The following is a 24,155-nucleotide window of genomic DNA, read 5'->3' on the forward strand; positions in this document are numbered from 1 at the left end:
GAGGTACGGAAAAAAGTTATGAGTAAATATACAGATTATCAATTTAAGCCGTTTTTACAAGAGGCTATTGCAGAGTTAGGATTTACAGAACCAACACCGATTCAAAAGGAAATAATTCCGTTAGTATTAAAAGGAAAAAGTGCAATCGGTCAAGCGCATACAGGTACAGGGAAAACACATAGTTTCTTATTACCAATCGTGCAACGTATTGTAGAGGAAAAACAAGAAGTACAAGCCGTGATTACATCACCAACACGTGAGCTTGCACAACAAATTTTCGATGCATTACAACAATTAATCGCACATTCAGATATTTCAGCGAAACTATTTATTGGTGGTACAGATAAACAGCGTTCAATCGATAAATTAAAAACACAACCACAAATCGTCGTAGGTACACCAGGTCGTATTAAAGACTTAGTAAAAGAAGGTGCGTTATCTGTTCATACAGCACCGATTTTAGTAGTCGATGAAGCGGATTTAGCATTCGACATGGGCTTCATTGAAGATATCGACGGTTTCGCAAGCCACATGCCAGAAAAGTTAGAAATGTTCGTGTTCTCAGCAACGATCCCTGAGAAATTACAACCATTCTTAAAAAAATATATGGATTCACCAGCACACATCCATATGAACGATAAACGTCCAGTAGCTGAAAATATCGACTTCTACTTATTACCAGTACGTTCAAAATCAAAAAATAAACGTCTAATGGAAGTGATTGAGTCGATCAATCCATACTTAGCGGTTATTTTCTGTAACACACGTAAAAATGCAGAAGCGGTTGCAGGCTTTTTAGCAGAGCAAGGCATTCGCGTTGGACAAATTCACGGGGACTTAGCACCACGTGAACGTACACGTATGATGAAACAAGTACGTGATTTAGAATACCAATACATCGTGGCAACAGATTTAGCTGCACGTGGTATTGATATTCAAGGGATTTCACACGTTATTAACTACGAAATTCCATCTGATTTAGAATTTTTCATTCACCGTGTAGGTCGTACAGCGCGTGCTGGTAACAAAGGTGTTGCCATTACATTATTCGAGCCATCTGATGAAGATGCATTAGTACGTGTTGAAAAAATGGGTATTCCATTTGAACAAAAAGACTTAAAGAACGGTGAATGGATTGACTTAAAAGACCGTCATGCCCGTGCAAACCGTAAAGGCGAGCGTAAAGAAGACGAAATCGATGCAAAAGCAAAATCAATGGTCCGCAAGCCGAAAAAAGTAAAACCAGGCTACAAACGTAATATGCGTTGGGAAATGGATAAAATTAAAAAGCGTGAGCGTCGTATTAAAAACCGTAGTACAGCAAAAACAAACAAGAAAAAGTAAGGGGTAAGACAGAATGTTAATTGGTTCACACGTTTCAATGAGCGGTAAGGGCATGTTGTTATCGGCTAGCCAAGAAGCAGCCTCTTACGGCGCAAATACATTTATGATTTATACAGGTGCACCGCAAAATACGCGTCGCAAACCGATTAGTGATTTAAATATTCCAGCAGGGCTTGTGCATATGCAGGAAAACGGGATGTCAAACGTCGTTGTGCACGCACCATATATTATTAATTTAGCAAACACAACAAAACCAGAAGTATTCGAGTTAGGTGTCAGCTTCTTACAACAAGAAATTGAGCGCACAGCAGCACTAGATGTAACACAAATTGTGTTACACCCAGGTGCTCACGTTGGCGCAGGTGTAGATACCGGCATTGACCGGATTATTGAAGGGTTAAATGAAGTGTTAACGCAGGAGTTCCCAGTACAAATTGCACTGGAAACAATGGCGGGTAAAGGCACTGAAATTGGTCGTAACTTTGAAGAACTAGCGCGTATTTTTGATGGTGTGACACATAATCACCGTTTATCGGTATGTTTTGATACATGTCACGTGCATGATGCGGGGTATGATATCGTGAACGACTTTGATGGTGTATTAGAGGAGTTTGACCGTTTAATCGGCTTAGACCGTTTAAAAGTGCTACACATTAATGATTCAAAAAATGTGCGTGGTGCGGGGAAAGACCGTCACGAAAATATTGGCTTTGGTGAAATTGGCTTTGATGCATTATGCCATATTGTGCATCATGAAAAGTTGATGCACGTGCCGAAAATTTTAGAAACGCCATTTGTTGGTCCAGATGCGAAAAATAAAAAAGCACCGTATGCATATGAAATTGAGATGCTACGTACAAAAACATTTAAACCTGAGCTGATTGACGCAATGCGTTAAACGAAATTCGCAAGGGAACTGAAGTGAATATTGGACGAAGCTCCTTTTTAAGATGAACGTGTACGATGAATACAGAAAAATATCCTTCAGCCGTTGCTGAAGGGTATTTCTTTTTGTCTCACGTTCATTTCATGCTGTTTTAAGTTTGTTGATATTTACATAAGCTGTCTGATTATTATGAGAAAAAGCATCTATCTTTACAAATCGTAACAGTTTCGGTATAGTAAGAAGTTGTTAAATCGTAATGATTTTGAATTAGAAAGAAGAGATGAAGACGTGTCAGACGTACAAATTGATATTCGTAACGTATCATTTCAATATGAATATACGAATGTATTAAATGATATTTCACTGCAAGTATGCCAAGGTGATTTTTTAGCATTACTTGGTCCAAATGGTTCAGGGAAATCAACATTATTAAAATTAATTTTAGGGTTATTAAAACCAATGGGCGGGTCTGTCGAGTTATTTGGTGAGAATGCCGATAAATTTAAACAACGTGAATGGATTGGCTATGTATCGCAAAAGTCGAATGCGTTTAACTCAGGCTTCCCAGCAACGGTGCGTGAAGTAGTGCGCAGCGGTCTAGCGAAAAAGACTGGATTGTTTAAGCGTTTGCCACGCGATGCAAATCAACGCGCTGAAGAAGCATTGAAGCTTGTTGGCATGGAGCGCTTTATTGACCGTAATATCGGCGCTTTATCGGGTGGACAGCAGCAACGTGTTTTTATTGCACGTGCGCTGATTAGCGAGCCGAAGCTACTCATTTTAGATGAGCCGACAGTTGGGATTGACCATGAAAATGTACAAGCCTTTTATGATTTATTAGTGAAGCTAAACGAGGAGCAAGGCATTACGATGGTGCTTGTGACACACGATGTCAATACAGTGTCAAATCGTATATCACATGTCGCGTGTTTAAACCAAACGATTCACTTCCACGGATATCGCCGTGAATTTGATACGTTACCAGAAGAAAAATTAAGTGCATGGTACGGACATGCAGTGCGAAAAGTGCATTAGGAGGACGTTATGATTTCAGCTATTTTTAACTATGAGTTTTTACAAAATGCGTTCTTCTCCGGTTTAATTATCGGCGTTATTGCACCATTACTCGGCGTGTTTATCGTTGTGCGTCGTTTATCGCTCATTGCAGATGCACTGTCGCACGTCACACTTGCAGGGATTGCTGGGAGTTTGTATTTAAGCCAAACTGTACCAGCGTTCGCACTGCTTAATCCGATTTATTTAGGGATTGTGGCATCGGTATCGGGGTCGATTTTAATCGAGCGCTTACGCAGTTTATATAAGCACTATGAAGAGTTAGCTATACCGATTATTATGTCGGGTGGTATTGGGATTAGTGCCATTCTTATTTCGATGGCACAAGGCTTTAACCAAGATTTAATGAGTTATTTATTTGGCTCGGTATCAGCGGTATCACGTCAAGATTTATATGTTGTCATTGGCATTGCACTTGTTGTGATTGTCTTTTTATTCTTTATGTTTAAAGAATTATTTTTATTATCGTTTGATGAAGAGTTTGCCAAAGCAAGTGGCTTACCAGCGAAATGGGTGCACTTAACGTTTATGGTCGTTGTCGCACTTGTTATTGCCGCATCAATGCGAATTGTCGGTATTTTATTAGTGTCGTCATTAATGACATTGCCAGTTGCCGCAGCGATGCGTGTTGCAAAAGGCTTTAAGCAAGCGATTATTTATTCGATTGTATTTGGTGAATTATCGGTCATTGTCGGTTTAGTGGCAGCCTTTTATTTAGATTTAGCACCAGGTGGCACAATTGTTGTGACATCGATCATTATTTTATTACTTGTCATTATTGGAAAACGCATGATGCTTGCATTTGCCGCGAAGGGAGATTCAACTGTATGAACGTAGACCGTGCAAGGGAAATTTTAAAAGAGAATGGGTATAAAAAAACAGATAAACGTGAAATGTTATTAAACATGTTTGCAGAAACACCAAAGTATTTAACGGCTCGCGATTTACTAAACGTATTAAAGCCAGATTATCCAGGTATGAGTTTTGACACTATTTACCGTAACTTGGCGACATTTGTTGAACTGGATATTTTAGAAGAAACCGAGCTGTCAGGCGAGCGTAATTTCCGCATGCAATGTGAATCCGACCATCACCATCACCATTTTATTTGCATGGACTGTGGTCATATTACAGAGGTGCATTTATGTCCAATGGATGTAGTCGAAACGAAATTACCAGGATACGTGATTGAAAAACATAAATTTGAAATTTACGGCAAATGTCCAACTTGCAAAGCTTCTTAAACGAGATGCATCCAAAAGGGTGCATCTCGTTTGTTTTTTGTGTCTTGACACTGTTTATATTCATCGTTATGATAAGTGGCAGGATATAAATGATAGTAATTCTCAATGAGTGATTAGTGCGCTAATCTCTTTTCTTTTGTTATCAATTGAGAATGATAATCGTTTAGTGAAAATGACACCAATGTCGCAATATCGTAGCGGTACAAAGCTAGAAAAAATAGCAACACATCATAGACTGAACATACTGCTTGTACCAGCGCTAGCCATCGACAAAATAGTGATGTCCTATTTATTTTTTTTATGAAAATAAATGGCATACTTGAATTCGGCACATTTCCAAATTTATAGCTGTTTCGTTTCATGTTGGCATATCAATAAGAGTAGCGCGTAACGATTAAGACATGCGAAGTTACATTATTTAATGGAGGCGTTTATGTATGAAGAAGTGGTACATATTTTGTGTACTCAGTGTAATGATATTCGCGTTAGCAGCCTGCTCAAGTGAAGTAGTTGTCGATGAACAAGACGTTCCTGCAGCACAAACAGGAGAACAACGTGTTGTTGCGGCGACATCGGTCGTAGCGAATATTTTGGATTTATTAGAGATGGACAATGTCATTGCAGTGCCGGAAACGTCTGTGCCATTACCAGCGCGTTATGAAAGCTTACCGACGATTGGCAATGCAATGAACCCTGATATGGAAACACTTGCTGCGATGAAGCCGACAGATGTTATATCGGTGACAACGCTTCAAAATGATTTAGAAGGACCATTCAAAGCGATTAACGCACCAGCGACATTTATGAACTTACAAAGCATTGAAGCGATGAAGCGTGATATTTTAATGTTAGGCGATAAATATGACCGTTTAACACAAGCGAAAAAGGTCACAGATGCACTACAAGCAGAAATTGATGCGGCTGTGGCAACAGTACCAGCAGACGCTGTAAAACCAAAAATATTGATTTTACTTGGTGTGCCAGGTTCTTATTTAGTGGCAACAGACCAATCTTATATCGGGAACATTACTGAGCTTGCGGGTGGCGAAAATGTGATGGGGGATTTCAATCAAGAGTATTTAGCCTCGAATACAGAATATTTACATGAGGCAAACCCTGATATTATTTTACGTTTAGCACACGGGATGCCTGATGAAGTCATTGCGATGTTTGATGAAGAATTCCAAACTAATGATATTTGGAAGCATTTTAATGCGGTAAAAAATGACCGTGTTTATGATTTAGAAGAACCGCTCTTTGCCACAACCGCGAATTTAGATGTCGCAGAAGCGATTGCACATTTAGTGAATATTTTCTATGAAGAGGAATAAAAGATGAAAAAAATAATAAGCTTTGTTGTGGTCATTATTGCACTGATCGCGATGACGATTTATGCAACAATGACGGGCAGTATTCAAGTCGATACATTGTCGTTCATCAAGACTGTATTTGACCCAAATGATGAAACAATGCAAGTCATTCGCGATTTACGTTTCCCACGTATTATTGTGGCGATTTTTGCCGGTGCTGCGTTATCGGTTGCGGGTGTACTGTTACAAGCGATTATGCGTAACCCATTAGCGGATGCAGGGGTTATTGGTATTTCAGCAGGTTCTGCATTTGTAACGACGTTTTTATTAACGATGTTCCCAGCTTACTTTATGTATGGACCATTATTCTCGTTTATTGGGGGAGCTATTGCTTGCTTCTTAGTCTTTTCGTTATCGTTTAAATCGGGCTTAAACCCATTAAAAATTATTTTAGTCGGTATTGCGATTGCTGCAATGTTTACCGGCTTACGTGAAGCATTTGTTACCATCTGTGGCTATATGGGTGTCATGGTAGATGGTACGGTATCATCTAATTTATCCATGCGTACATGGAATGAAGTTGAAATTATCGTCTTTTATGGCGTTATCGGTTTAATCGTAGCGACACTATTAGCAAAATGGTGTAATTTACTTATTTTACAAGATAAAACAGCAAAAAGCTTAGGCTTTAACGTTACGCGCGCGCGTGTGATTATTGCAGCGGTTGCCGTATTACTTGCGGGAGTAGCTACTGCGACAGTTGGCGTTATTTCATTTGTTGGATTATTAATTCCGCATATTGCCCGTCGCTTAGTCGGACATGACCATAAAGTATTAATTCCGTTTTCTGCACTAGCAGGGGGCTTACTCATTTTAATGGCTGATACATTAGGTCGTACATTATTAGCACCACAGGAAATTCCTGCGTCAACAATTATGGCGATTATCGGCGGACCATTTTTAATTTTCTTATTGAGAAGGGAGAAAAACTAATATGCACATTCACAACGTAGTTTTCTCACACGATGGCACACGTAATCAGCTAGATGGTGTTAGTGCATCGGTTCAAACAGGAAAAATTACAACGATTATTGGCCCCAATGGCTGTGGCAAGTCAACGCTGTTAAGTTTAGTGTCACGCAATAATAAGCCGGTAACAGGTACTGTTCAATTAGAACAAAAAGATGTGATTGATTATAAGCCAAAAGAATTTGCGAAAAAGCTTGCGATTGTGTACCAACAAAATGACATTCCACCGCAAATTACAGTAGAGCAGTTAGTCAGCTACGGTCGTTTACCGCATCAAACGTTTATGAAGCGTAACGATACAGAGGATAACGAAGCGGTAACATGGGCACTTACATGCACCAATTTATTACATAAGCGCGCCAATGACGTGTCGGCATTATCCGGTGGTGAGCGCCAGCGTGTATGGATTGCGATGGCGTTAGCACAACGTTCTGAAATTTTATGTTTAGATGAGCCGACAACCTATTTAGATATTTATTATCAAATTGAATTGTTAGAGCTGGTGAAACAATTAAATGCAGACTACGGGTTAACGATTGTGATGGTATTACATGATATTAACCAAGCGATGCAATATAGCGATGATATTATTTTAATGAAAGACGGGAAAATGGTTGCACAGGGACATCCGAAAGACGTAATCACAACGGATATGATGCAACAAGTATATGATGTGCGTGTGGCATTTACCGAAGATGCCGAAATCGGACGTTATATGATTCCATTAAGTATATAGTGTAGGACAATAGCCGAAAAATGAGATTGAGACAAAAAGAATTATCCTTCAGCAACGACAACTGCTGAAGGATATTTTTGTGCTTTTGATGCTACGCCACATAGTACCACGAGCACGCAGTGTTGTCTCAACCTGTGTTGTTTTGAACGACAACGGTGGTAAAAGCGCGATTTTTAGTCGCCATGTAAGGTACACTAGAAAAGGACTGTATTTTGGAGAAGAAGGAGTGACATAGATGGGACAGCTGATTCAATCACTCGATTTACCAGGGCTTATTTTACTCATATCGAATATGTTTTTTGTCCTAGCGGTTGTGTTCATTGAACGGAAGCACCCAAGTTCAGCATGGGCATGGATGTTTGTGTTAATTTTTGCGCCGTTTATTGGTTTTATTGGCTATTTATTATTAGGGCGTCGTTTACGCAAAAAACATTTATATCGTTTTAGTGGCGATAAATATATGGGGTTAAATCAATTAATGACGTATCAAGTAGCAGCGTTAAAGGATAATACATATGATTTTCATGATGTGGCGGCAGCTAAACATAGAGATTTAATCTATATGCATTTAACGCATGATGAAGCGGTATTAACACAAGATAATGATGTGACACTTTACACTGACGGACATGAAAAGTTTGCACAATTACTGCGCGATATTGAACAAGCAAAGCATCATATACATATGCAATATTATATTTTCCGACATGATGATTTAGGGCAACAAATATTACGTGCACTAGAGAAGAAAGCAAAGCAAGGTGTCGAAGTGCGCTTTTTATATGACGCCATTGGTTCAAATAAATTATTTAAACGTCATTTGCGAGCATTGCGAGAAGCGGGCGGCTTTACCGAAGTATTTTTCCCGTCCGTATTACCGCTATTTAATCCGCGCTTAAATTTCCGCAATCACCGTAAAATCGTCATTATTGATGGTACCATCAGCTATGTAGGCGGTTTTAATGTCGGCAACGAATATTTAGGTATTGACCCGACATATGGCTATTGGCGCGACACACATAGCCGTATTGAAGGCAGTGCCACACATGAGCTACAGACACGTTTTTTAATTGATTGGAATATGGCGGCAAAACATGCGCGCGTAGCCTACGATGAAGCGTATTATCCTGCGATTCCACGTCGCGGTACAACCGCTGTACAAATCGTTTCAAGCGGGCCAGATAGCGACTGGGATAGCATTAAAAATAGTTACATTAAAATGATTTTATCGGCGAAGAAGTACGTCTACATACAGACGCCTTATTTTGTACCAGATGATGCGGTAATGGAGGCAATTCGTATTGCTAGTTTAACAGGTGTCGATGTTCGTATTATGATTCCGGCAGTACCAGATCATAAAATTGTATATTGGGCAACAATGAGTTATATGGACGATCTTTTACGCGCTGGTGCGAAAGTCGATTTATACGAGAAAGGCTTTATTCACGCGAAAACAGTTGTCATTGATGATGAGGTCGCAACATGTGGCACAACAAATTTTGATGTGCGTAGTTTTTCGTTAAATTTTGAGGTAAATGCCTTTTTCTTAAGTGGCGAGAAAGCATACGAAATGCGTAAAATTTATGAGCGTGATTTAGGGCATAGTCGTGCGTTAACATTAGCGGATTATGAAAACCGCTCACTAAAGAAACGTTTCCAAGAATCAATTGCGCGATTAATTTCACCAATTTTATAGCATATAAAAAGCTGCTAGCTCATCTATTTGCGTGAGTAGCAGCTTTTTAGTGCATCGGTTCGGATTGTAGTTGAATCATTTTTTTCCTACTTTCAAAAACTTGCATTTGGTGTTGCTTGTTTGTACATTTGTTTGTTGCTTAGGGTAGTGCTTGAACTTATTTTTTGTGAAACGGCTAAATGTTTGGATGAAAGATAATCGTTCTTCATAGCACGTTCAACATATAAAGCAAAGTCTCGTCATTCTTTATCATATTAAAAGTAATATGAATTTTGTGAGTTTGAATGCGGTAACAAACTGCATTACCAGTGTAAACTATATGAAGTTGTAAATCCTCCGATGCACAAATGAACGAGTGTTTATACGTGAAAGAGCTGGTCGTTCGATTACGTTTAACCCAACTGAGAGATTTTCATCTCTACACTTTGAAGTATACAGTAGTCAGAATTTTTTGTCAACTGAAATAAATAGAAAATTTAAAAGCGATACACTTTCTTAAAAAGTCATGTTACAATAATAAAAAGTTTTGTTGATTTTACTTAAGGGGGCGAGCTGTTATGATGACCGCGAGTAAATATTCATTTGAACAATTAGCCGCAAGCTATATTGAGTGCTTGCAACGCGTTGGCAATAATGATGCTTGTTGCGAAGAGTTATTAGCGACACTACATTGGCCGACAGATGAACGTGAGTACGCATATGCACCAATCGATACAGGCTTTGAATCCTTTGATATCGATTTCAATTTAACATTTTATCAACAACTTTAACATGTAAAAGGATGGATAGATGATGAATCAAGTAGAACAATATTTTTTTAATGGCCAATTTCGTGCTTGCTATGCCGAAATTTTAACACAGCCAGAGACAGCGCATAGCGAAAAATACAAACAATTACTTGAGGATTATGATATCCACCTTTTGCCTACATATACAAAAGGTCATCATACAGTTGAACGCGCAGACGAAACATATCCGCAAATGGATGAATATGCACGTTTAAAAGAGCTTCACGACGAACAACAGTTTCAACAACAAATTGCAGCACTCGAAAAAGCTGCAAGCGAAGGGACAGCAGAAGAAAAAGCAGCCTCTTTCTTTACACAAGGTATGCTGTTTTTAAATGCGCATCATTACAATGAAAGTGCGCATTGCTTTATGCAAGCGGTCAAACATGAGCCGTCTAATGCTGTGTATTGGGGCATTGCCGGGCAGACGATGAGTCGCTTCGGTTGGACGCCATTTGAATCGTTAGCATATATCGAATCTGCTATTGCACTAGACGCGCATAATGCACGTTGGCACTGGAACCATTCACTAGTGCTATTACAACTTTATAAAGACTTACAACAAGAAGCCTTTTTAGAGAATGCTTTAATCGCACTGGATACGGCACAACAAGTATGCCGTGAAGACCAGACATCGCTGCGTAGTGCTTTACTAAACACAGTTGAGACAACACGTGAGTACATTTTTGCGTAAAACAACAAAAGAACGGACAATAAAAAGTGGTAGAAGAAACGATAATGTTTCTTCTACCACTTTTTTATTTTCTGAACGAACGTCCCCGTGATATGATAGGCAAGTGAATGAATAAAGAAGGAAGTGTCAACATGTCAAGTGCACAACAAGTAGTTAATAAAATGATTGAAGCAACATTGTTTCAATTAACGGCACAAGTAAATGTCGAGCAATTTGAACAAGTAATTCAACAAAACCTTGCTGCCAAAGAACAAGCAACGACATCAACAACGCAATTTTACGATGCGTTAATGTTAAATATTGTGTATTTCTTTGAAAATAAAAAAAGCTGGCAAGTACTTGTGGAGAGCATGTTTACAGGCAAAGAAGTTTTAGCAGTTGAATCGTTTGAGCAGGAAATGTTAACGCAACAAATGATGATTCGTCAAGATTTAGACGAGAAGCAACAAGCGTATACGGAGCAGTTTCATCCGCAATATAAAAATCCTGAATTTACGCGTGAGTCGATTTGTTATGAATATGCATTTGAATCATTAGCGCACTCATTACGTACCGATTTTACCACACAGTTTATTCGTAAATTTGCAAATTCACCCGTGTTATTAGAGGTTGATGTAGCAGAAACAATTCGTGTGATGGACGGGACAATTGAATATCATGTCAGCAATATCGTCAACAATATGAATTTCGCTTAAAATCGCGCGTATCAGCTCTTGAAAACAGAGGTGATACGTTTTTATGCGTATAAATATGCTAAAATAGCAGTAATCTGTTGTAGAAGGGAAAGAACTTTATGAAATCACCATACGATTTTAAACATATCGCACCAACATATGCGAACGAAAAACAACCAGCAATCTTTTTATTACACGGCATGGGCAGTAACGAGGATGATTTATTCCAGTTAACGACAGCCATTGATGGCGCATGCCATATTTTTAGCTTACGTGGACCGATTGAAGCAAGACCAGGCTATGCATTTTATGTCGAGCAAGAAGGCGAGCCAGTACGCCAAATTTTTGACCAAGTTGTCATGCACACGCAAAACTTTATTTTTGAAGCGATTCAAGAATATGATTTAGATTTAGAGCGTATTTACATTATGGGCTTCAACCAAGGCGCAGTGATTGCACAAACATTAGCAGTAACAATGGGTAGCGTACTTGCAGGCGTTATCGCATTAAGTGGCTTTTTACCGAAGTTTGTTATTGATGAATATGCAAAAACAGACGCAGCACGTACAAAAGTATTTATGTCACACGGTACATACGATTATGTCGTGCCGTTTGAATGGGCAGAAAAATCACGTGAAGTATTAGAAGAACGTGGTGCGACTGTGACATTTAAAGCGTATGAAGATGGACACGGTGTAAATCCACAAAATGTCGCGGATTTAGCGGAGTTTTTAAAAGCACAATTACTGAATTAGTAAAGGGGCGAGTTGTATGAAAAGATGGCTAGGGGTTACGGTATTAAGTAGTTTATTGTTAGCAGGCTGTGGTGAAGCAGAGCAAGCATTACAAAGCGTGTATACAGCAAATGATGCATATGAACATACAATGGAGCAAGTCGTTGTGACGATGGACCATTATGAGGTGCAGCGTATAAACGAGCCGACAGACGAACAACAAGCACTCAATATCGCAGCAGGAAGCTATATCGTTGAAGCGGCGTTACATGTGACCAATACAGGCAACACAGCGGTGTATTATACACCTGATGTTTTCCTGCAAATTGGCGACAAGCAGTTTGTAAATGAAACAGCACGCTTAGTTGGCGAAGGGAGTAACCAGTCTGTGGAAATTCTTTCTGAGCAAGACAAAAGTTTTGTTGTAAGCTTTCTTATTCCAGCTGCTGTATATGAAGACGCAGAGCAGGCAATGATGCAAATTCCTGTACCGTATACACAGCCACATACAACGTCGTCCGGTGACGCACTTGGTGACAATGGTTTTTGGGAAATTGCATTAAAATAGCAGGAATTGACGCGATTTTGTAGCGAGAAATCACGCTTGCGACAAAACTTGCTGAAACCTAAAATTATGTTACACAAAAGTTCAATGATTATGCTAAAATGAAAGTGCATACATACAAGGAGGGTTATTTCATGGCAAAGAAAATTAACATGGGTAAAATTACTGAATCACGCGTTGAAGAGGGGTTAGCAATTCGTGACCGTTTAGTAATCGAGTTACTTGTGCACGTATTAGATGAGCAATTAGTTGTAGAGCGCCACATTTTACAAGAACGTTTAAACAACTTAGTTGATTTATCTTCTTATGATGAAGAGTTAAAAGATACAGTTCGTGCATTAATTATGAAACTGTAATTGTATACAGCATATAAAAAAGGAGGTTGCTTACACGCAGCCTCCTTTTTTGTATTAACGAAATAGCATATAAAGCCCAATAAAAGCGACTGTATAGAGTGCTAAAAATGCACTATGCCACTTTACATACATTTGCAGCATGCCAATATATTCTCGTGTAAAGGCATTTGGCACATAGTAAAAGGTTGTTTTTGCTGCAACACCCTTTGCCTGTAAGCCGACTTTCCGTGTGTAAATACTAGCGCGAAGTACGTGGAAGTCATTTGTGACAACAGCGCCGAAACCATTTGCTGTGCCAAGCTTGTCGTGAATGATTTTTTTCGAAAACACTAAGTTTTCATAGGTCGTTGTCGATTGGTCTTCGACGATAACTTGATCATCACGTAGTCCGTGTTGTTCAAGCATATATTGTTTCATTGCTACCGCTTCAGCAACAAGTTCGTCATGCCCTTGTCCACCAGATGTAATGAGTAGCGGTTGTTCATTATAGCTTTTAAACAGCTTTACAGCGCGGTCTAAGCGACTTGCTAATAACGGTGGTACCTTGTCTCCGATTAAGCCAGAACCAAGCACAATAATGTATTGAGGCTTTTTAAAGAGTGGTGTCGCATTGTATAGGACAGCATAGAGCGCGAGCGTAAAGAAAAACCATAAAAAATAGCACAGTAAGCCCATGATATACACATAAAGGAACGAGCTTGTAAGTGATACCCCTTGTAACGAGGCAACAAAGAAATAAACGGAGTAGCCAAGTATAAATAGTAACGCTACTGCAATGACGGCACTAAATAAATTACGAATGCGGCGACCCTCTTTTTGCATTAATGTTTTATTGTTTGCGAAGAGTAACACACTAATTGCTAAAAGCGTGCCAGGAATTGAAATTGCAACAAATACAAGATAGACGTTATTAATCGTATAATAATCTTCCACTTGATATGTGGCTAACCCGAGCTGATACGTGAAGTAATAAAGCGCTACTAGAAAGAGTACAACGCCAAATAACATCACTGTAAACATACGCCGTGGCTCTTTTATATAAAAAACACAAAATAATAGAATGAAAAATAATAAAAATGACATTGTGTGCTCCTTTCAAGAGAGATACGCAAATAAAAAGAGCTGCCTGAGAATAAATATCTGAGGTAGCTCTCCTTTTAAGTATATATAGCTTATTTTTTCGCCATATATTCAGCCATTGCTTTTTGTACAAATTCGGTCATTGTTGAGAATGTCGAATTGTTATCAATAAAAGCATCTGCTTCTTCTGTACGTTGACCTTGAACAAACGCTAATAAGTCTTGTACAGAAAATCCACTTTTTGTAATGAATTCTTCAATCGATTGAAAATCCGTGAACTTTTGGAAAAACTCATTGTTTAAAATCTCTTGAACCGGTAAACTTTTCAGTGCATCGCTGTTTAATAAGTCGCTGATGTTTTGTACATCACCAAGGTTTTTGAATAAGTCATTTAGCATAGGATACATCTCCTTTAAACATAATATGTATGTTGTTTATCATACATAAATTTAGCTACGATTGACAAGTGTTAAGTGACACAATGTGAAAAAAGGGAGCGCAATTATTTATCATCTAATAGAAGTCATGATGAAAAAGTTGAAAAACAAGGATTGATAAAAAGAAGAGTGGGTATAAACAAATATGCAGTATGCTTTGTCAGCGATTGAATAGTAGCAGAGGGGGCTTTAATATGGCGAAATCACTAATTGCGTATACAGATGAAACAATTGATATTTTAGGGAATTATTTTGTGCGATATAATATTCATCAAGAGTATGGGCTGACATTCGAGAGGTTTGTAGATCGTTGGGCACGTGGGATTATTGAATTATAAATGAATGCAGGAATAACACTGACAAAGCATGCGCATAAACGTATGCTTCTTTTTTATGGTCGATAAAATAAATTCGACCAGATGATAAAAATTTGATGATATAAAGTGCAGAAGTGACGCATGTGAAAAAGCCTATTTAAGTGAAAAACATGACAACAGAAAAAAGTGAATGGGACAGATGTATAATTCAAATAAATGCCAACGATGTTCGGTGGTAAACAGATGATACGTCGTGTTAAACGAAGAGCGGACTTTTGGCGAAATAATACGAGCGAGAGACTACATGGAACAGCTGCTTTACCTTCGTACCGAAAGAATTGCCTGCTCGAAAATGTACGACGAAAAAAGTGTTAGGAGAAATTTTGTCATTTCTCCTAACACTTTATTTTGTCTCAAGCTCTTATGTCTTTATTGCCACACGATGACATCATTCGTCTTAACGTAATTGGAAATGTGCATTAATCCAAGCTTGTGCTTCATACCAATTGTTGATGCGAATAACATTATTCGGCACCGCTAAACGATTATACGGGGTGTCAAATAAAATTACAGGAATTTGTAGCTCTTCAGCTAGCATAACAGCATTATCATGTTTATCTTCAAAGAATGCCTCAACTTGTTGCTCTTTCGCAATAGCGAGTTTATCATGCTTTCCGATACATGTAATGCGGTCATATGGAACGTTGTGCTCATTAAACCATTCATTGGTTAATGTCAGCACATTTTCACCGCGCGCGGAAATATATAATAGCTCAGCTTGGTGCTGCCAAGCGGTTAACACTTCTTTTGCGCCAGATGCTAATGTCGAAACACGGTACATTGCCGGTTCGTTTTCTTTAAACCATTGTTGGAAATGCTGCTTATCGACATCAAATGCACAGGTGAAATCATATTCTGTTATATCATCTAATGTTAAGTTGACGTTATACTGGGCATTAATATGTGGAATCAGTGTCGATGGACATGTAACTGTTCCATCAATATCAATGCCGAAACGAACTTTTTTAGACATTTGTTTCAGCTGCCTCTGCTTCACGTTTTGCAACCATTTCAGCAGCTAGTTTATCAATTTCTTTTTTCAGCTCTTCTACCATTGTTTCTTCAGGCACTTTACGAACTGTTTTACCTTTCATAAATAACAGACCTTCACCACGTGCACCAGCGATACCGATATCTGCTTCACGCGCTTCACCAGGACCGTTTACAGCACAGCCAAGTACTGCAACTTTTAATGGTACATTTAGTTTTGAAATATATTCTTCTACTTCGTTGGCAATTGAAATTAAGTCAATTTCAATACGTCCACATGTTGGGCAAGATATTAATGTTGCCATATTTGATGCTAAACCAAATGATTTTAATAATTCACGTGCAACTTTAATTTCTTCCACTGGGTCAGCTGATAGTGAAATACGTAATGTATTACCGATACCTTTTGATAAAATAGCCCCAAGACCTGCTGCAGATTTTACAGTACCTGCAAATAATGTGCCGGATTCTGTAATACCTAAGTGTAGAGGGTAGCTAAATGCTTTCGACGCTTTTTCATATGCTTCGATTGCTAAGTTAACATCTGATGCTTTCATCGATACGATAATATCGTGGAAGTCTAGGTCTTCTAAAATTTTAATATGATGTAAGGCAGATTCAACCATACCGTCAGCAGTAGGGTAGCCGTATTTTTCTAAAATATGACGCTCAAGTGACCCTGCGTTTACGCCGATACGAATTGGAATACCTTTTGCTTTTGCAGCGTTTACAACCGCTTCAACTTTTTCACGACGACCGATGTTTCCTGGATTAATACGTACTTTATCAATGCCATTTTCAATTGCTTTTAATGCTAGTTTATAGTCAAAGTGAATATCCGCTACTAATGGAATATTGATTTGTTTTTTTATATCAGCAATTGCATTTGCTGCGCGCTCGTCTGGTACAGCTACACGTACGATTTGACAACCAGCCTCTTCTAAACGCTTAATTTCAGCAACCGTTGCCTCAACATCGTGTGTTTTTGTTGTACACATACTTTGGATGACAACTTCATTGTTCCCACCAATTGTTAGGTTACCAACACGAACAGGGCGTGTTTTTGTACGGTGAACGATTTCACTCATTATAAATTTCTCTCCTTTTCAGGCTTTCATTTCTAGTATGTAGCCATCACTAAAATTATTTTAGCAGTGTGTGTAAGTGTCGGCAAGGAAGAAACAATAAGTTTCCACTATTTCGGTGTTTTTTTCTTGCGCGGAACAAATTAACCTTTGCCTGGCAAAGTCTATTTTCTCATGTTTAGACGCTTATTGCGAAGAAAAAGATTCCTTCTTTTTTGCAGGAAGCGGTTTTTTCGGATATTTTCTTAACGCGATCAGTATGTACGTGATGGTAATGGCGATACCAACCAGCTGTAGCATATTCGAATAAGACGTTGTTAAAAATGGGCTAATCAGGTGCAGTATATAATAAATCGTCATCGCAAAGGCTGCAGTGCGCCACAAATGTCTGTACTCGATGCGGTAATGAAAGTAGCCAATACCATACCCAATTGCCGCATAGAGCGAAATTTGGCACATAATTAATAATGTATTCGAGACAAATAGCGCGATAAATGCAAACGGATATAAAATCCATGTCATTTGCTGCGCATCAATATAGGATAAAACTGCTTCGAATTGGTTGGAGCCATGTTGGAGCGTCAACACAAAATGAAGAAATGTAGCAATCGTAATGAACGTAATAAAGAAAAAGACATATTGCATCGTTTTACCAATCGTTAACATTCGAAAAGCAGCAAGCCGTTTCGGATAGAAAATGCTATACTTACATAATTGTGACAACGATAACTGCATAGATTAGTCCTCCTTTTTAACAATATATTACCATATTGTAAATGGAAATATGTTATAAAAAGGGTCATTATTTATGATAGAATCGTAGGTGTTTGTAAACTTTTTATTACATTCCTTCAGAATAACTTTACAATGCATAGGAGTTTAGATATGTTCAAAGACAGAAGGAAAGAGTTAGACTGGAGATGAATATATGGAGATTGATTGGCAGTCGCTGCTGTTCCACTTTCTTGGCGGATTAGGTTTATTTCTATTTTCAATTCAATATATGGGGGAAGGTTTTCAAAAATTAGCGGGAACACGTTTACGCGACATGTTAGACCGTTATACGTCCACACCATTACGCGCAGTATTAGTCGGTATGCTTGTCACGATGATTATTCAGTCAAGCTCAGGAACAACAGTGCTGACAGTTGGTCTTGTCAGTGCAAGATTAATGACATTACGCCAAGCGATTGCGGTCATTATGGGCGCGAATATTGGTACGACAATAACAGCCTTTATTATTGGGTTTAATTTCGAGGAATATAGCTATCCGTTTTTAGCAGTCGGAGCATTTATTTTATTTTTCTTTAAAAAGCATAAATATGATAATTTAGGGCGGGTTTTATTTGGTTTCGGTGGTATTTTTGCAGGCTTACAGTTAATGAGTGAAAGCTTAGAGCCATTACGATTATCAGGAGGCTTTAATGATCTGATGTTGTCGATGGCTGATGCACCGATTTTAGGTGTGATAGCGGGTATTGCATTAACGCTCATTATGCAAAGTTCTTCGGCGACCATTGCCATTTTACAAGAAATGTATGCCAATGATTTAATTGGCTTATATGCAGCTTTACCAATTGTGTTTGGTGATAACATTGGTACGACGGTAACGGCTATTTTAGCATCACTGGGTGCGACCATTTATGCAAAACGTGCAGCATTAGCCCATTTACTCTTTAATGTATTCGGGGCGTGTTTATTTATGCTGTTATTACCATTATTTTATAGTTACGTAGAGGCGATGGGGCAATGGCTAGATTTAGGGCCGAAAATGCAAATTGCTGTTGCGCACGGGACATTTAATATTGTGAATACATGTATACAGTTACCGTTTATTGGCGGTTTGATTTGGCTTGTGACAAAAATTTTACCATCTGGCAATGATAAGTTACCAGACGAGGCGATGGAGTTAGATGATGCTTTTTTAACACAAGCACCGTCTATTGCGATTGGACAGGCAAAAGAAGAAGTACTGCGTATGGGCGTATATGCAATGCGTGGTCTTGAAGAAACGCGTGCCTTTTTCTTGACGCATGACCATCGACATGAAGTGGCCGTCATTCAATTTGAGGATGCCATTAACCATGTGGATGAGAAAACAACCGCATATTTAATGCGGTTATCAAAACAAACATTAACCGATATCGATATTCGACGCTATCATACATTGCTCGACCAAATGAAAGATTTCGAGCGTATCGGCGACCATTTTAAAAATTTACTAGAACTGATTCATTATCGAGAGCAATGGCAAATTGAGTTGCCTGAATCTGCGTTAAATGATGTGAAAACGATGTTTACATTAACAATTGAAAATATTCAAATGGCGATTGAAATTGTCAACACAAATGACCGTCATTTAGCCGAAAAGTTATTTAAACAAGAACGTAAAATTGATGAATGGGAAAATCGCATTCGTCATTTATATGTAGAATCACTCGATCAGCAAGCGATTTCACCGACAGGCAGTGTATTGTTAACGGATATTGCGAGCCATTTAGAGCGTATTAGTGACCGTACGGCAAGTATTGCAAACTCTGTACTTGATTTATAAAATGAAACTTTTTTCGATATTTCGCCGTATAAAAACTAATTAAGTAGGAGAAAGAAGGGATACGCATGACAGGAGCGGTACTTACATGGATCGTTATAGGGGTCTTATTTGTGATTGCGTTTGTCGGATTAATTTATCCAATTATTCCATCGGTGTTATTTATTTTAGCTGGTTTTTTAGTGTACGGCTTTGTGTATTCATTTAGTGACTTGCCATGGTGGTTCTGGCTCGGACAAAGTTTATTTGTTATTTTATTATTTAGTGCGGATACATTATCGAATTTAGTCGGTGTTAAAAAGTTTGGTGGCAGTAAAGCAGCGATGTGGGGAAGTACAATCGGTTTATTAATTGGTCCGTTTGTAATTCCATTTGCCGGTATTTTAATCGGTCCATTTTTAGGTGCAGTTATTGCAGAACTAGTTGTTCACCGGACAGATATGCAACAATCGATGAAAGTGGGCGTTGGCTCACTTGTTGGATTTTTAACATCGGTCGTGACAAAAGGGATTATCCAAGCAATTATGATTATCGTGTTTTTCATGGTCATTTAATGTAGCGGACGTTCTCTCGTTAACATGAGAGGCGCCCGTTTTTAATGTTTAGAACAAGAAAATAATGGGAAGTAGTAAAAAGCATTGCTAGATTAGGCTTTCCGCCGAAAGTATGAAATGAAAATTTATAAGCTTTTTTCGTTGAATGGTGTGACTATTTTTGTTAATCTAGTTATGCAATCACATATATTTAACTTTAGGAGGAATTTTATCATGGCATTTGAAGTAAAACCATTATCATACGCATATGATGCATTAGAGCCACATATTGATGCAAAAACAATGGAGATTCACCACTCTAAACACCACGCTACATACGTAACAAACTTAAACGGTGCTGTAGAAGGCACTGAATTCGCTGACAAAGACATCAACGAATTAATCGCTAACTTAGACGCTTTACCAGCTGACAAGCAAACAGCGGTACGTAACAACGGTGGCGGTCACGCTAACCACACATTATTCTGGGAAGTAATCGCTCCAGGCGGTTCTAACACACCAGTAGGCGAAGTAGCAGCTGCTATCGACGCTAAATTCGGTTCTTTCGACGCTTTCAAAGAAGAGTTCGCAAAAGCTGCAACAACTCGTTTCGGTTCAGGTTGGGCTTGGTTAATCGTTGACGGTGACGGCGTTGCTGTAACTTCAACTCCAAACCAAGACTCTCCAGTAATGGAAGGCAAAACACCTGTTTTAGGTTTAGACGTATGGGAGCACGCTTACTACTTAAACTACCAAAACCGTCGTCCTGATTACATCGGCGCGTTCTGGAACGTAGTAAACTGGGATGTAGTAGAAGCTAAATTCCAAGCTGCGAAATAATTAGTTCACAGTATAAATAAGGAAACGGTGCTGTTTACAGCATCGTTTCTTTTTTTATGGCAGAAATGAGCAACTAAATGGCGTAAAAGACGTTCACAATAAAAGAAGTGAAAACATTTTGTTATCATTTTTTTCTTACACATACAGTGGTATACTAGCATGTAGATTGTTTTTTGGAGGTGGGGGGTTTGCGCAAGCAACAACCGACAAAGCGAGCCGCAAAAACGAAGCAACGTTCGAATTTAACGTTTCGAATGAACGTACTTTTTTTCGCCATCTTTTTAATATTCTCCGCGTTAATTTTTCGTTTAGGATATTTGCAAATTGTTAAAGGGGAAGATTACGTACGCGAGCTAGAGCGGACCGAGGAAATAGCAGTAAATACAAGTGTGGCACGTGGGCGTATTTATGATAGCATGGGGCGTATTTTAGTCGATAACCAGCCTGAAAATGCCATTACATACACGAAAATGCCATCAACAAAACAAGCTGAAATGTTAGATGTAGCAGGAAAGCTAGCGGTGTTAATTGATATGCCAATTGACCGTGTAACGTATCGCGACAAGCAAGATTTTTGGATTTTGCAAAATAAAGAAGAAGCATATAGTCGTGTGTCAAAGGAAGAGCAAGACGCTATTCGAGCGAGCGATGAAGAAATGACGGAGTCGCAGTTTAATGGAAAGCTGGATGCATTAGTGCGTGAACGCATTACCGAACAAGAGTTAAATGCCATTCCGAACGAGCAATTGGAAATTTTAGCGATTTACCGTGAAATGTCATCTGGTTATGCATTGTCACCACAAATTATTAAAAGTGAAAATGTGACAGATGAAGAATTTGCCCGTGTATCAGAACGTTTAACCGAGCTGACAGGCGTTAACACAACGACGGATTGGAAGCGTGTGAAATTATCGTCGCTTGCGATTTTAGGGCGAACTTCTGTGCCGAGTAAAGGGGTACCGAAATCGAAGTTGTATTATTATTTAGCGCGTGACTACTCACGAAATGACCGGGTCGGTGAATCGTATATTGAAGCGCAATATGAAGAATTATTGCAAGGGCAAAAAGCAGTTGTCAAAAATATTACGAATAAAGCCGGACAAATTGTTGACACTGTGACGACATTTGAAGGAGAGCCAGGGAAGGAATTAGTGTTATCGATTGATTCTGAACTGAATGAAGCAGCAGACCAAATTTTAGAGAAGCACTTACTTCAATTGAAATCTTATCGTGCATCTAGTTTATTAGACCGAGCATTTTATGTCATGATGAATCCAAATACGGGTGAGATTTTATCAATGGTCGGCAAAAAAATTGAAGTGGACGAAGAAACAGGCGAGCGTTATATTGTCGATTACTCATATGGTACATTTACAACCTCTTATGAAGTAGGCTCGACGGTGAAAGGTGCAACAATTTTAGCAGGGTATGCAGAAGATGTGATTTCACCAGGAACACGTATGATTGACGAACCGATTTATTTAGCAGGTACGCCTGTAAAACGTTCGTTATTCAACCAAGGTGGTCGTGTATCAATTGATGACGTAACAGCGCTAGAACGCTCTTCTAACGTATACATGTTTAAAATAGCGATGGCAATGGCTGGGCGAACATATTACCGTGGCATGGGCTTCTCGATTGATCCAGTAGCCTTCCAAGTGCTACGTAATCAATATGCAAAATTCGGTTTAGGCGTTCGTACAGGGATTGATTTACCAAACGAAGCATCTGGTGTTATTGGTCCAACGCGTGAGGGCGGTAAACTACTCGATTTAGCGATTGGACAGTTTGATACGTATTCACCAATGCAGTTAGCGCAATATATTTCAACAATTGCAAATGGTGGTTACCGTGTGAAGCCACATGTCGTAAAAGAGATTCGTGAGCCGTCTCCAGATGGCGAAACATTAGGACCGTTAATTAGCGAAGTGGAAACACAAGTACTGAATCGTATTGATAATACGGAAGCGGAAGTTAACCGCGTAAAAGAAGGTATGCGTCGCGTATACCAAGGATCACAAGGTTCAGCACGCCGAGCGTTTGCGGACGCACCGTATGAAGCGGGTGGTAAAACAGGTACAGCTGAGGTTGTTTATTTCGGACCGAAACGAGATGCGTGGGCAACAAGTGCGATTTCGATTGCACATGTCGGCTTCTCGCCAGTCGAAAATCCAGAAGTAGCATATGCTGTATTAATTCCGTGGGCAACAACGGTGTATAACCCATCGATGACAAACGCGAGCGATATTGCGCGTGAAATTTTAGATAAGTATTATGAAATTAAAGAAAAAAATATGCAAATTGATCCGACAATTGACGGTGCGCAACAAAAAATTCTTCCAGCATATTCTGAAGAGAAAATTCAAGAAGAAGAACAGGAGCAAACAGTCACATCGGAATAAGAGAAGCGTTTTGGATAAACCCTTCTCTATAATTGAAAAAGCTCCGGCGAATAGTATATTCGTCGGAGCTTTTTTTATCTATAGGTAGCTGATACGTCACTTGTCGCCAAAGCAAAGGTGAATTCATACAAAATGATGTAGGAGAAACGGAAGGAATTTGATAAAACTACATTACATCACTACATGAAAAAGCGAGCTGCTGTGGCAGTTCCTTTTTTATGTAATGGCGTTTTGCAATTTAGCCAAAATCTCGTTACACTTATAGGTAAAGGAGGGGGTAAGGTGAACCGTGCAACTGCACCGGCAAGGCATTTGTTAGTAACGCATCGTAATTGGTGGCTGCTTCATGTTGCCTATATTATAGTTTTAATCGTAACGTTCGTTATGTGGGGCGTCATTGGGGCAATGTATTTTGCGACAACGATTGAGACGCCGTGGTTAGCTGATTTATTATTCCTTTTATATGCAGGCTTTATTATTTCTTTACCTGGTTGGTGGATTCATGTGAGGGCAGCTAAAACATATCCGAAGCCGTGGCGATGGATTTGGTCGGCTAGCGCCCAACTTCTTTACTACGTAATCGCGATTGTGGTTATGCTAATCGTCATGCTTTGTATATCTTATGTATAAATTGTAAATTTAAATTTACAATTGATAGGTGGTTGTAGCCGCCTGAAAAGTAGGAGTTGTGCGACATTTACACGTTTTTGACGTGTAGATGTCTTTTTTT

Annotated in this window: 26 protein-coding genes; 21 read left to right on the plus strand and 5 right to left on the minus strand. The window is 39.0% G+C overall.

Going from position 1 to position 24,155, the window contains the following annotated elements; genetic code table 11:
• Window positions 1–18 precede the first annotated feature (18 nt).
• The 15 genes from A6M13_RS01545 (at window position 19) to A6M13_RS01615 (ending at window position 13,130) form a co-directional block, all read left to right on the plus strand.
• Window positions 19–1,344 (plus strand): DEAD/DEAH box helicase, encoded by a 1,326-nt coding sequence (locus A6M13_RS01545; RefSeq protein ID WP_066542348.1) that lies wholly within the window; start codon window positions 19–21, stop codon window positions 1,342–1,344.
• A gap of 13 nt (window positions 1,345–1,357) precedes the next feature.
• Window positions 1,358–2,242 (plus strand): deoxyribonuclease IV, encoded by an 885-nt coding sequence (locus tag A6M13_RS01550; RefSeq protein WP_066542349.1) that lies wholly within the window; start codon window positions 1,358–1,360, stop codon window positions 2,240–2,242.
• Between the two features lie 276 nt (window positions 2,243–2,518).
• Window positions 2,519–3,265 (plus strand): metal ABC transporter ATP-binding protein, encoded by a 747-nt coding sequence (locus tag A6M13_RS01555; protein WP_066542350.1) that lies wholly within the window; start codon window positions 2,519–2,521, stop codon window positions 3,263–3,265.
• 9 nt (window positions 3,266–3,274) lie between these two features.
• Window positions 3,275–4,135 (plus strand): metal ABC transporter permease, encoded by an 861-nt coding sequence (locus A6M13_RS01560; protein ID WP_066542351.1) that lies wholly within the window; start codon window positions 3,275–3,277, stop codon window positions 4,133–4,135.
• The gene (locus A6M13_RS01565; protein WP_066542352.1) at window positions 4,132–4,548 is read left to right on the plus strand and encodes a Fur family transcriptional regulator; all 417 of its coding nucleotides are present in this window, start codon (window positions 4,132–4,134) and stop codon (window positions 4,546–4,548) included. The genes A6M13_RS01560 and A6M13_RS01565 overlap by 4 nt, the downstream gene beginning before the upstream one ends.
• Window positions 4,549–4,985: 437 nt before the next feature.
• On the plus strand, window positions 4,986–5,879 hold the full coding sequence (gene isdE, locus A6M13_RS01570; RefSeq protein ID WP_066542353.1) for a heme ABC transporter substrate-binding protein IsdE: 894 nt from the start codon (window positions 4,986–4,988) through the stop codon (window positions 5,877–5,879).
• Between the two features lie 3 nt (window positions 5,880–5,882).
• A complete protein-coding gene (locus A6M13_RS01575; protein WP_066542354.1) occupies window positions 5,883–6,851 on the plus strand; it encodes a FecCD family ABC transporter permease in 969 nt (322 codons plus the stop codon).
• A gap of 1 nt (window position 6,852) precedes the next feature.
• Window positions 6,853–7,623, plus strand: coding sequence for an ABC transporter ATP-binding protein (locus A6M13_RS01580; RefSeq protein ID WP_066542355.1), 771 nt, complete (start codon window positions 6,853–6,855; stop codon window positions 7,621–7,623).
• A 235-nt stretch (window positions 7,624–7,858) separates the two neighbouring features.
• The gene (cls, locus tag A6M13_RS01585) at window positions 7,859–9,319 is read left to right on the plus strand and encodes a cardiolipin synthase (protein WP_066542356.1); all 1,461 of its coding nucleotides are present in this window, start codon (window positions 7,859–7,861) and stop codon (window positions 9,317–9,319) included.
• Between the two features lie 557 nt (window positions 9,320–9,876).
• Window positions 9,877–10,089 carry a hypothetical protein gene (locus A6M13_RS01590; RefSeq protein ID WP_066542357.1) on the plus strand — a complete coding sequence of 71 codons (213 nt, stop codon included), beginning with the start codon at window positions 9,877–9,879 and terminating at the stop codon, window positions 10,087–10,089.
• A gap of 19 nt (window positions 10,090–10,108) precedes the next feature.
• The gene (locus tag A6M13_RS01595; protein ID WP_245669189.1) at window positions 10,109–10,801 is read left to right on the plus strand and encodes an O-linked GlcNAc transferase; all 693 of its coding nucleotides are present in this window, start codon (window positions 10,109–10,111) and stop codon (window positions 10,799–10,801) included.
• Window positions 10,802–10,932: 131 nt separating this feature from the next.
• The gene (locus A6M13_RS01600; protein WP_066542359.1) at window positions 10,933–11,496 is read left to right on the plus strand and encodes a hypothetical protein; all 564 of its coding nucleotides are present in this window, start codon (window positions 10,933–10,935) and stop codon (window positions 11,494–11,496) included.
• Window positions 11,497–11,594: 98 nt separating this feature from the next.
• A complete protein-coding gene (locus A6M13_RS01605; RefSeq protein WP_066542360.1) occupies window positions 11,595–12,230 on the plus strand; it encodes an alpha/beta hydrolase in 636 nt (211 codons plus the stop codon).
• A gap of 16 nt (window positions 12,231–12,246) precedes the next feature.
• On the plus strand, window positions 12,247–12,777 hold the full coding sequence (locus tag A6M13_RS01610; protein ID WP_066542361.1) for a hypothetical protein: 531 nt from the start codon (window positions 12,247–12,249) through the stop codon (window positions 12,775–12,777).
• A gap of 131 nt (window positions 12,778–12,908) precedes the next feature.
• Window positions 12,909–13,130, plus strand: a complete 222-nt coding sequence (locus A6M13_RS01615) for a phosphate-starvation-inducible protein PsiE (RefSeq protein WP_066542362.1) — start codon at window positions 12,909–12,911, stop codon at window positions 13,128–13,130.
• Between the two features lie 54 nt (window positions 13,131–13,184).
• Here the strand turns inward: A6M13_RS01615 and A6M13_RS01620 are convergent, their stop codons facing one another.
• Both A6M13_RS01620 and A6M13_RS01625 read right to left on the minus strand, forming a co-directional pair.
• Window positions 13,185–14,150, minus strand: coding sequence for a YdcF family protein (locus tag A6M13_RS01620; protein WP_169817407.1), 966 nt, complete (start codon window positions 14,148–14,150; stop codon window positions 13,185–13,187).
• A 152-nt stretch (window positions 14,151–14,302) separates the two neighbouring features.
• Window positions 14,303–14,608 carry a hypothetical protein gene (locus tag A6M13_RS01625; protein ID WP_066542364.1) on the minus strand — a complete coding sequence of 102 codons (306 nt, stop codon included), beginning with the start codon at window positions 14,606–14,608 and terminating at the stop codon, window positions 14,303–14,305.
• A 233-nt stretch (window positions 14,609–14,841) separates the two neighbouring features.
• Here A6M13_RS01625 and A6M13_RS16205 point away from each other — a divergent pair, with 233 nt between their 5' ends.
• Complete coding sequence (locus tag A6M13_RS16205; protein WP_169817397.1) at window positions 14,842–14,985, plus strand: hypothetical protein; 144 nt, start codon at window positions 14,842–14,844, stop codon at window positions 14,983–14,985.
• 436 nt (window positions 14,986–15,421) lie between these two features.
• On the opposite strand, the gene A6M13_RS01630 is transcribed toward A6M13_RS16205, so the two are convergent.
• From A6M13_RS01630 to A6M13_RS01640, 3 genes are all read right to left on the minus strand, one after another.
• Window positions 15,422–15,997, minus strand: coding sequence for a hypothetical protein (locus A6M13_RS01630; RefSeq protein ID WP_066542365.1), 576 nt, complete (start codon window positions 15,995–15,997; stop codon window positions 15,422–15,424).
• On the minus strand, window positions 15,990–17,102 hold the full coding sequence (gene ispG / locus A6M13_RS01635; RefSeq protein ID WP_066542366.1) for a flavodoxin-dependent (E)-4-hydroxy-3-methylbut-2-enyl-diphosphate synthase: 1,113 nt from the start codon (window positions 17,100–17,102) through the stop codon (window positions 15,990–15,992). Before ispG ends, A6M13_RS01630 begins: the two co-directional genes overlap by 8 nt.
• Window positions 17,103–17,285: 183 nt before the next feature.
• Window positions 17,286–17,834 carry a DUF1189 family protein gene (locus A6M13_RS01640; RefSeq protein WP_066542367.1) on the minus strand — a complete coding sequence of 183 codons (549 nt, stop codon included), beginning with the start codon at window positions 17,832–17,834 and terminating at the stop codon, window positions 17,286–17,288.
• A 193-nt stretch (window positions 17,835–18,027) separates the two neighbouring features.
• Here A6M13_RS01640 and A6M13_RS01645 point away from each other — a divergent pair, with 193 nt between their 5' ends.
• The 5 genes from A6M13_RS01645 to A6M13_RS01665 all read left to right on the plus strand — a co-directional run bounded on the left by A6M13_RS01645 (window position 18,028) and on the right by A6M13_RS01665 (window position 24,055).
• Window positions 18,028–19,653 (plus strand): Na/Pi cotransporter family protein, encoded by a 1,626-nt coding sequence (locus tag A6M13_RS01645; RefSeq protein ID WP_066542368.1) that lies wholly within the window; start codon window positions 18,028–18,030, stop codon window positions 19,651–19,653.
• Window positions 19,654–19,718: 65 nt separating this feature from the next.
• On the plus strand, window positions 19,719–20,204 hold the full coding sequence (locus A6M13_RS01650) for a DUF456 domain-containing protein (protein ID WP_066542369.1): 486 nt from the start codon (window positions 19,719–19,721) through the stop codon (window positions 20,202–20,204).
• 213 nt (window positions 20,205–20,417) lie between these two features.
• Window positions 20,418–21,023: a superoxide dismutase gene (locus tag A6M13_RS01655; RefSeq protein ID WP_066542370.1), complete on the plus strand. Its 606-nt coding sequence runs from the start codon at window positions 20,418–20,420 to the stop codon at window positions 21,021–21,023.
• A 188-nt stretch (window positions 21,024–21,211) separates the two neighbouring features.
• Window positions 21,212–23,425 carry a penicillin-binding transpeptidase domain-containing protein gene (locus A6M13_RS01660; protein WP_066542371.1) on the plus strand — a complete coding sequence of 738 codons (2,214 nt, stop codon included), beginning with the start codon at window positions 21,212–21,214 and terminating at the stop codon, window positions 23,423–23,425.
• Window positions 23,426–23,707: 282 nt separating this feature from the next.
• Entirely contained in the window at window positions 23,708–24,055 is a 348-nt protein-coding gene (locus A6M13_RS01665; protein ID WP_066542372.1) for a hypothetical protein, read from the plus strand.
• Window positions 24,056–24,155: the final 100 nt, after the last annotated feature.

Source organism: Caryophanon tenue, from assembly GCF_001700315.1.
GTDB lineage: Bacteria > Bacillota > Bacilli > Bacillales_A > Planococcaceae > Caryophanon > Caryophanon tenue.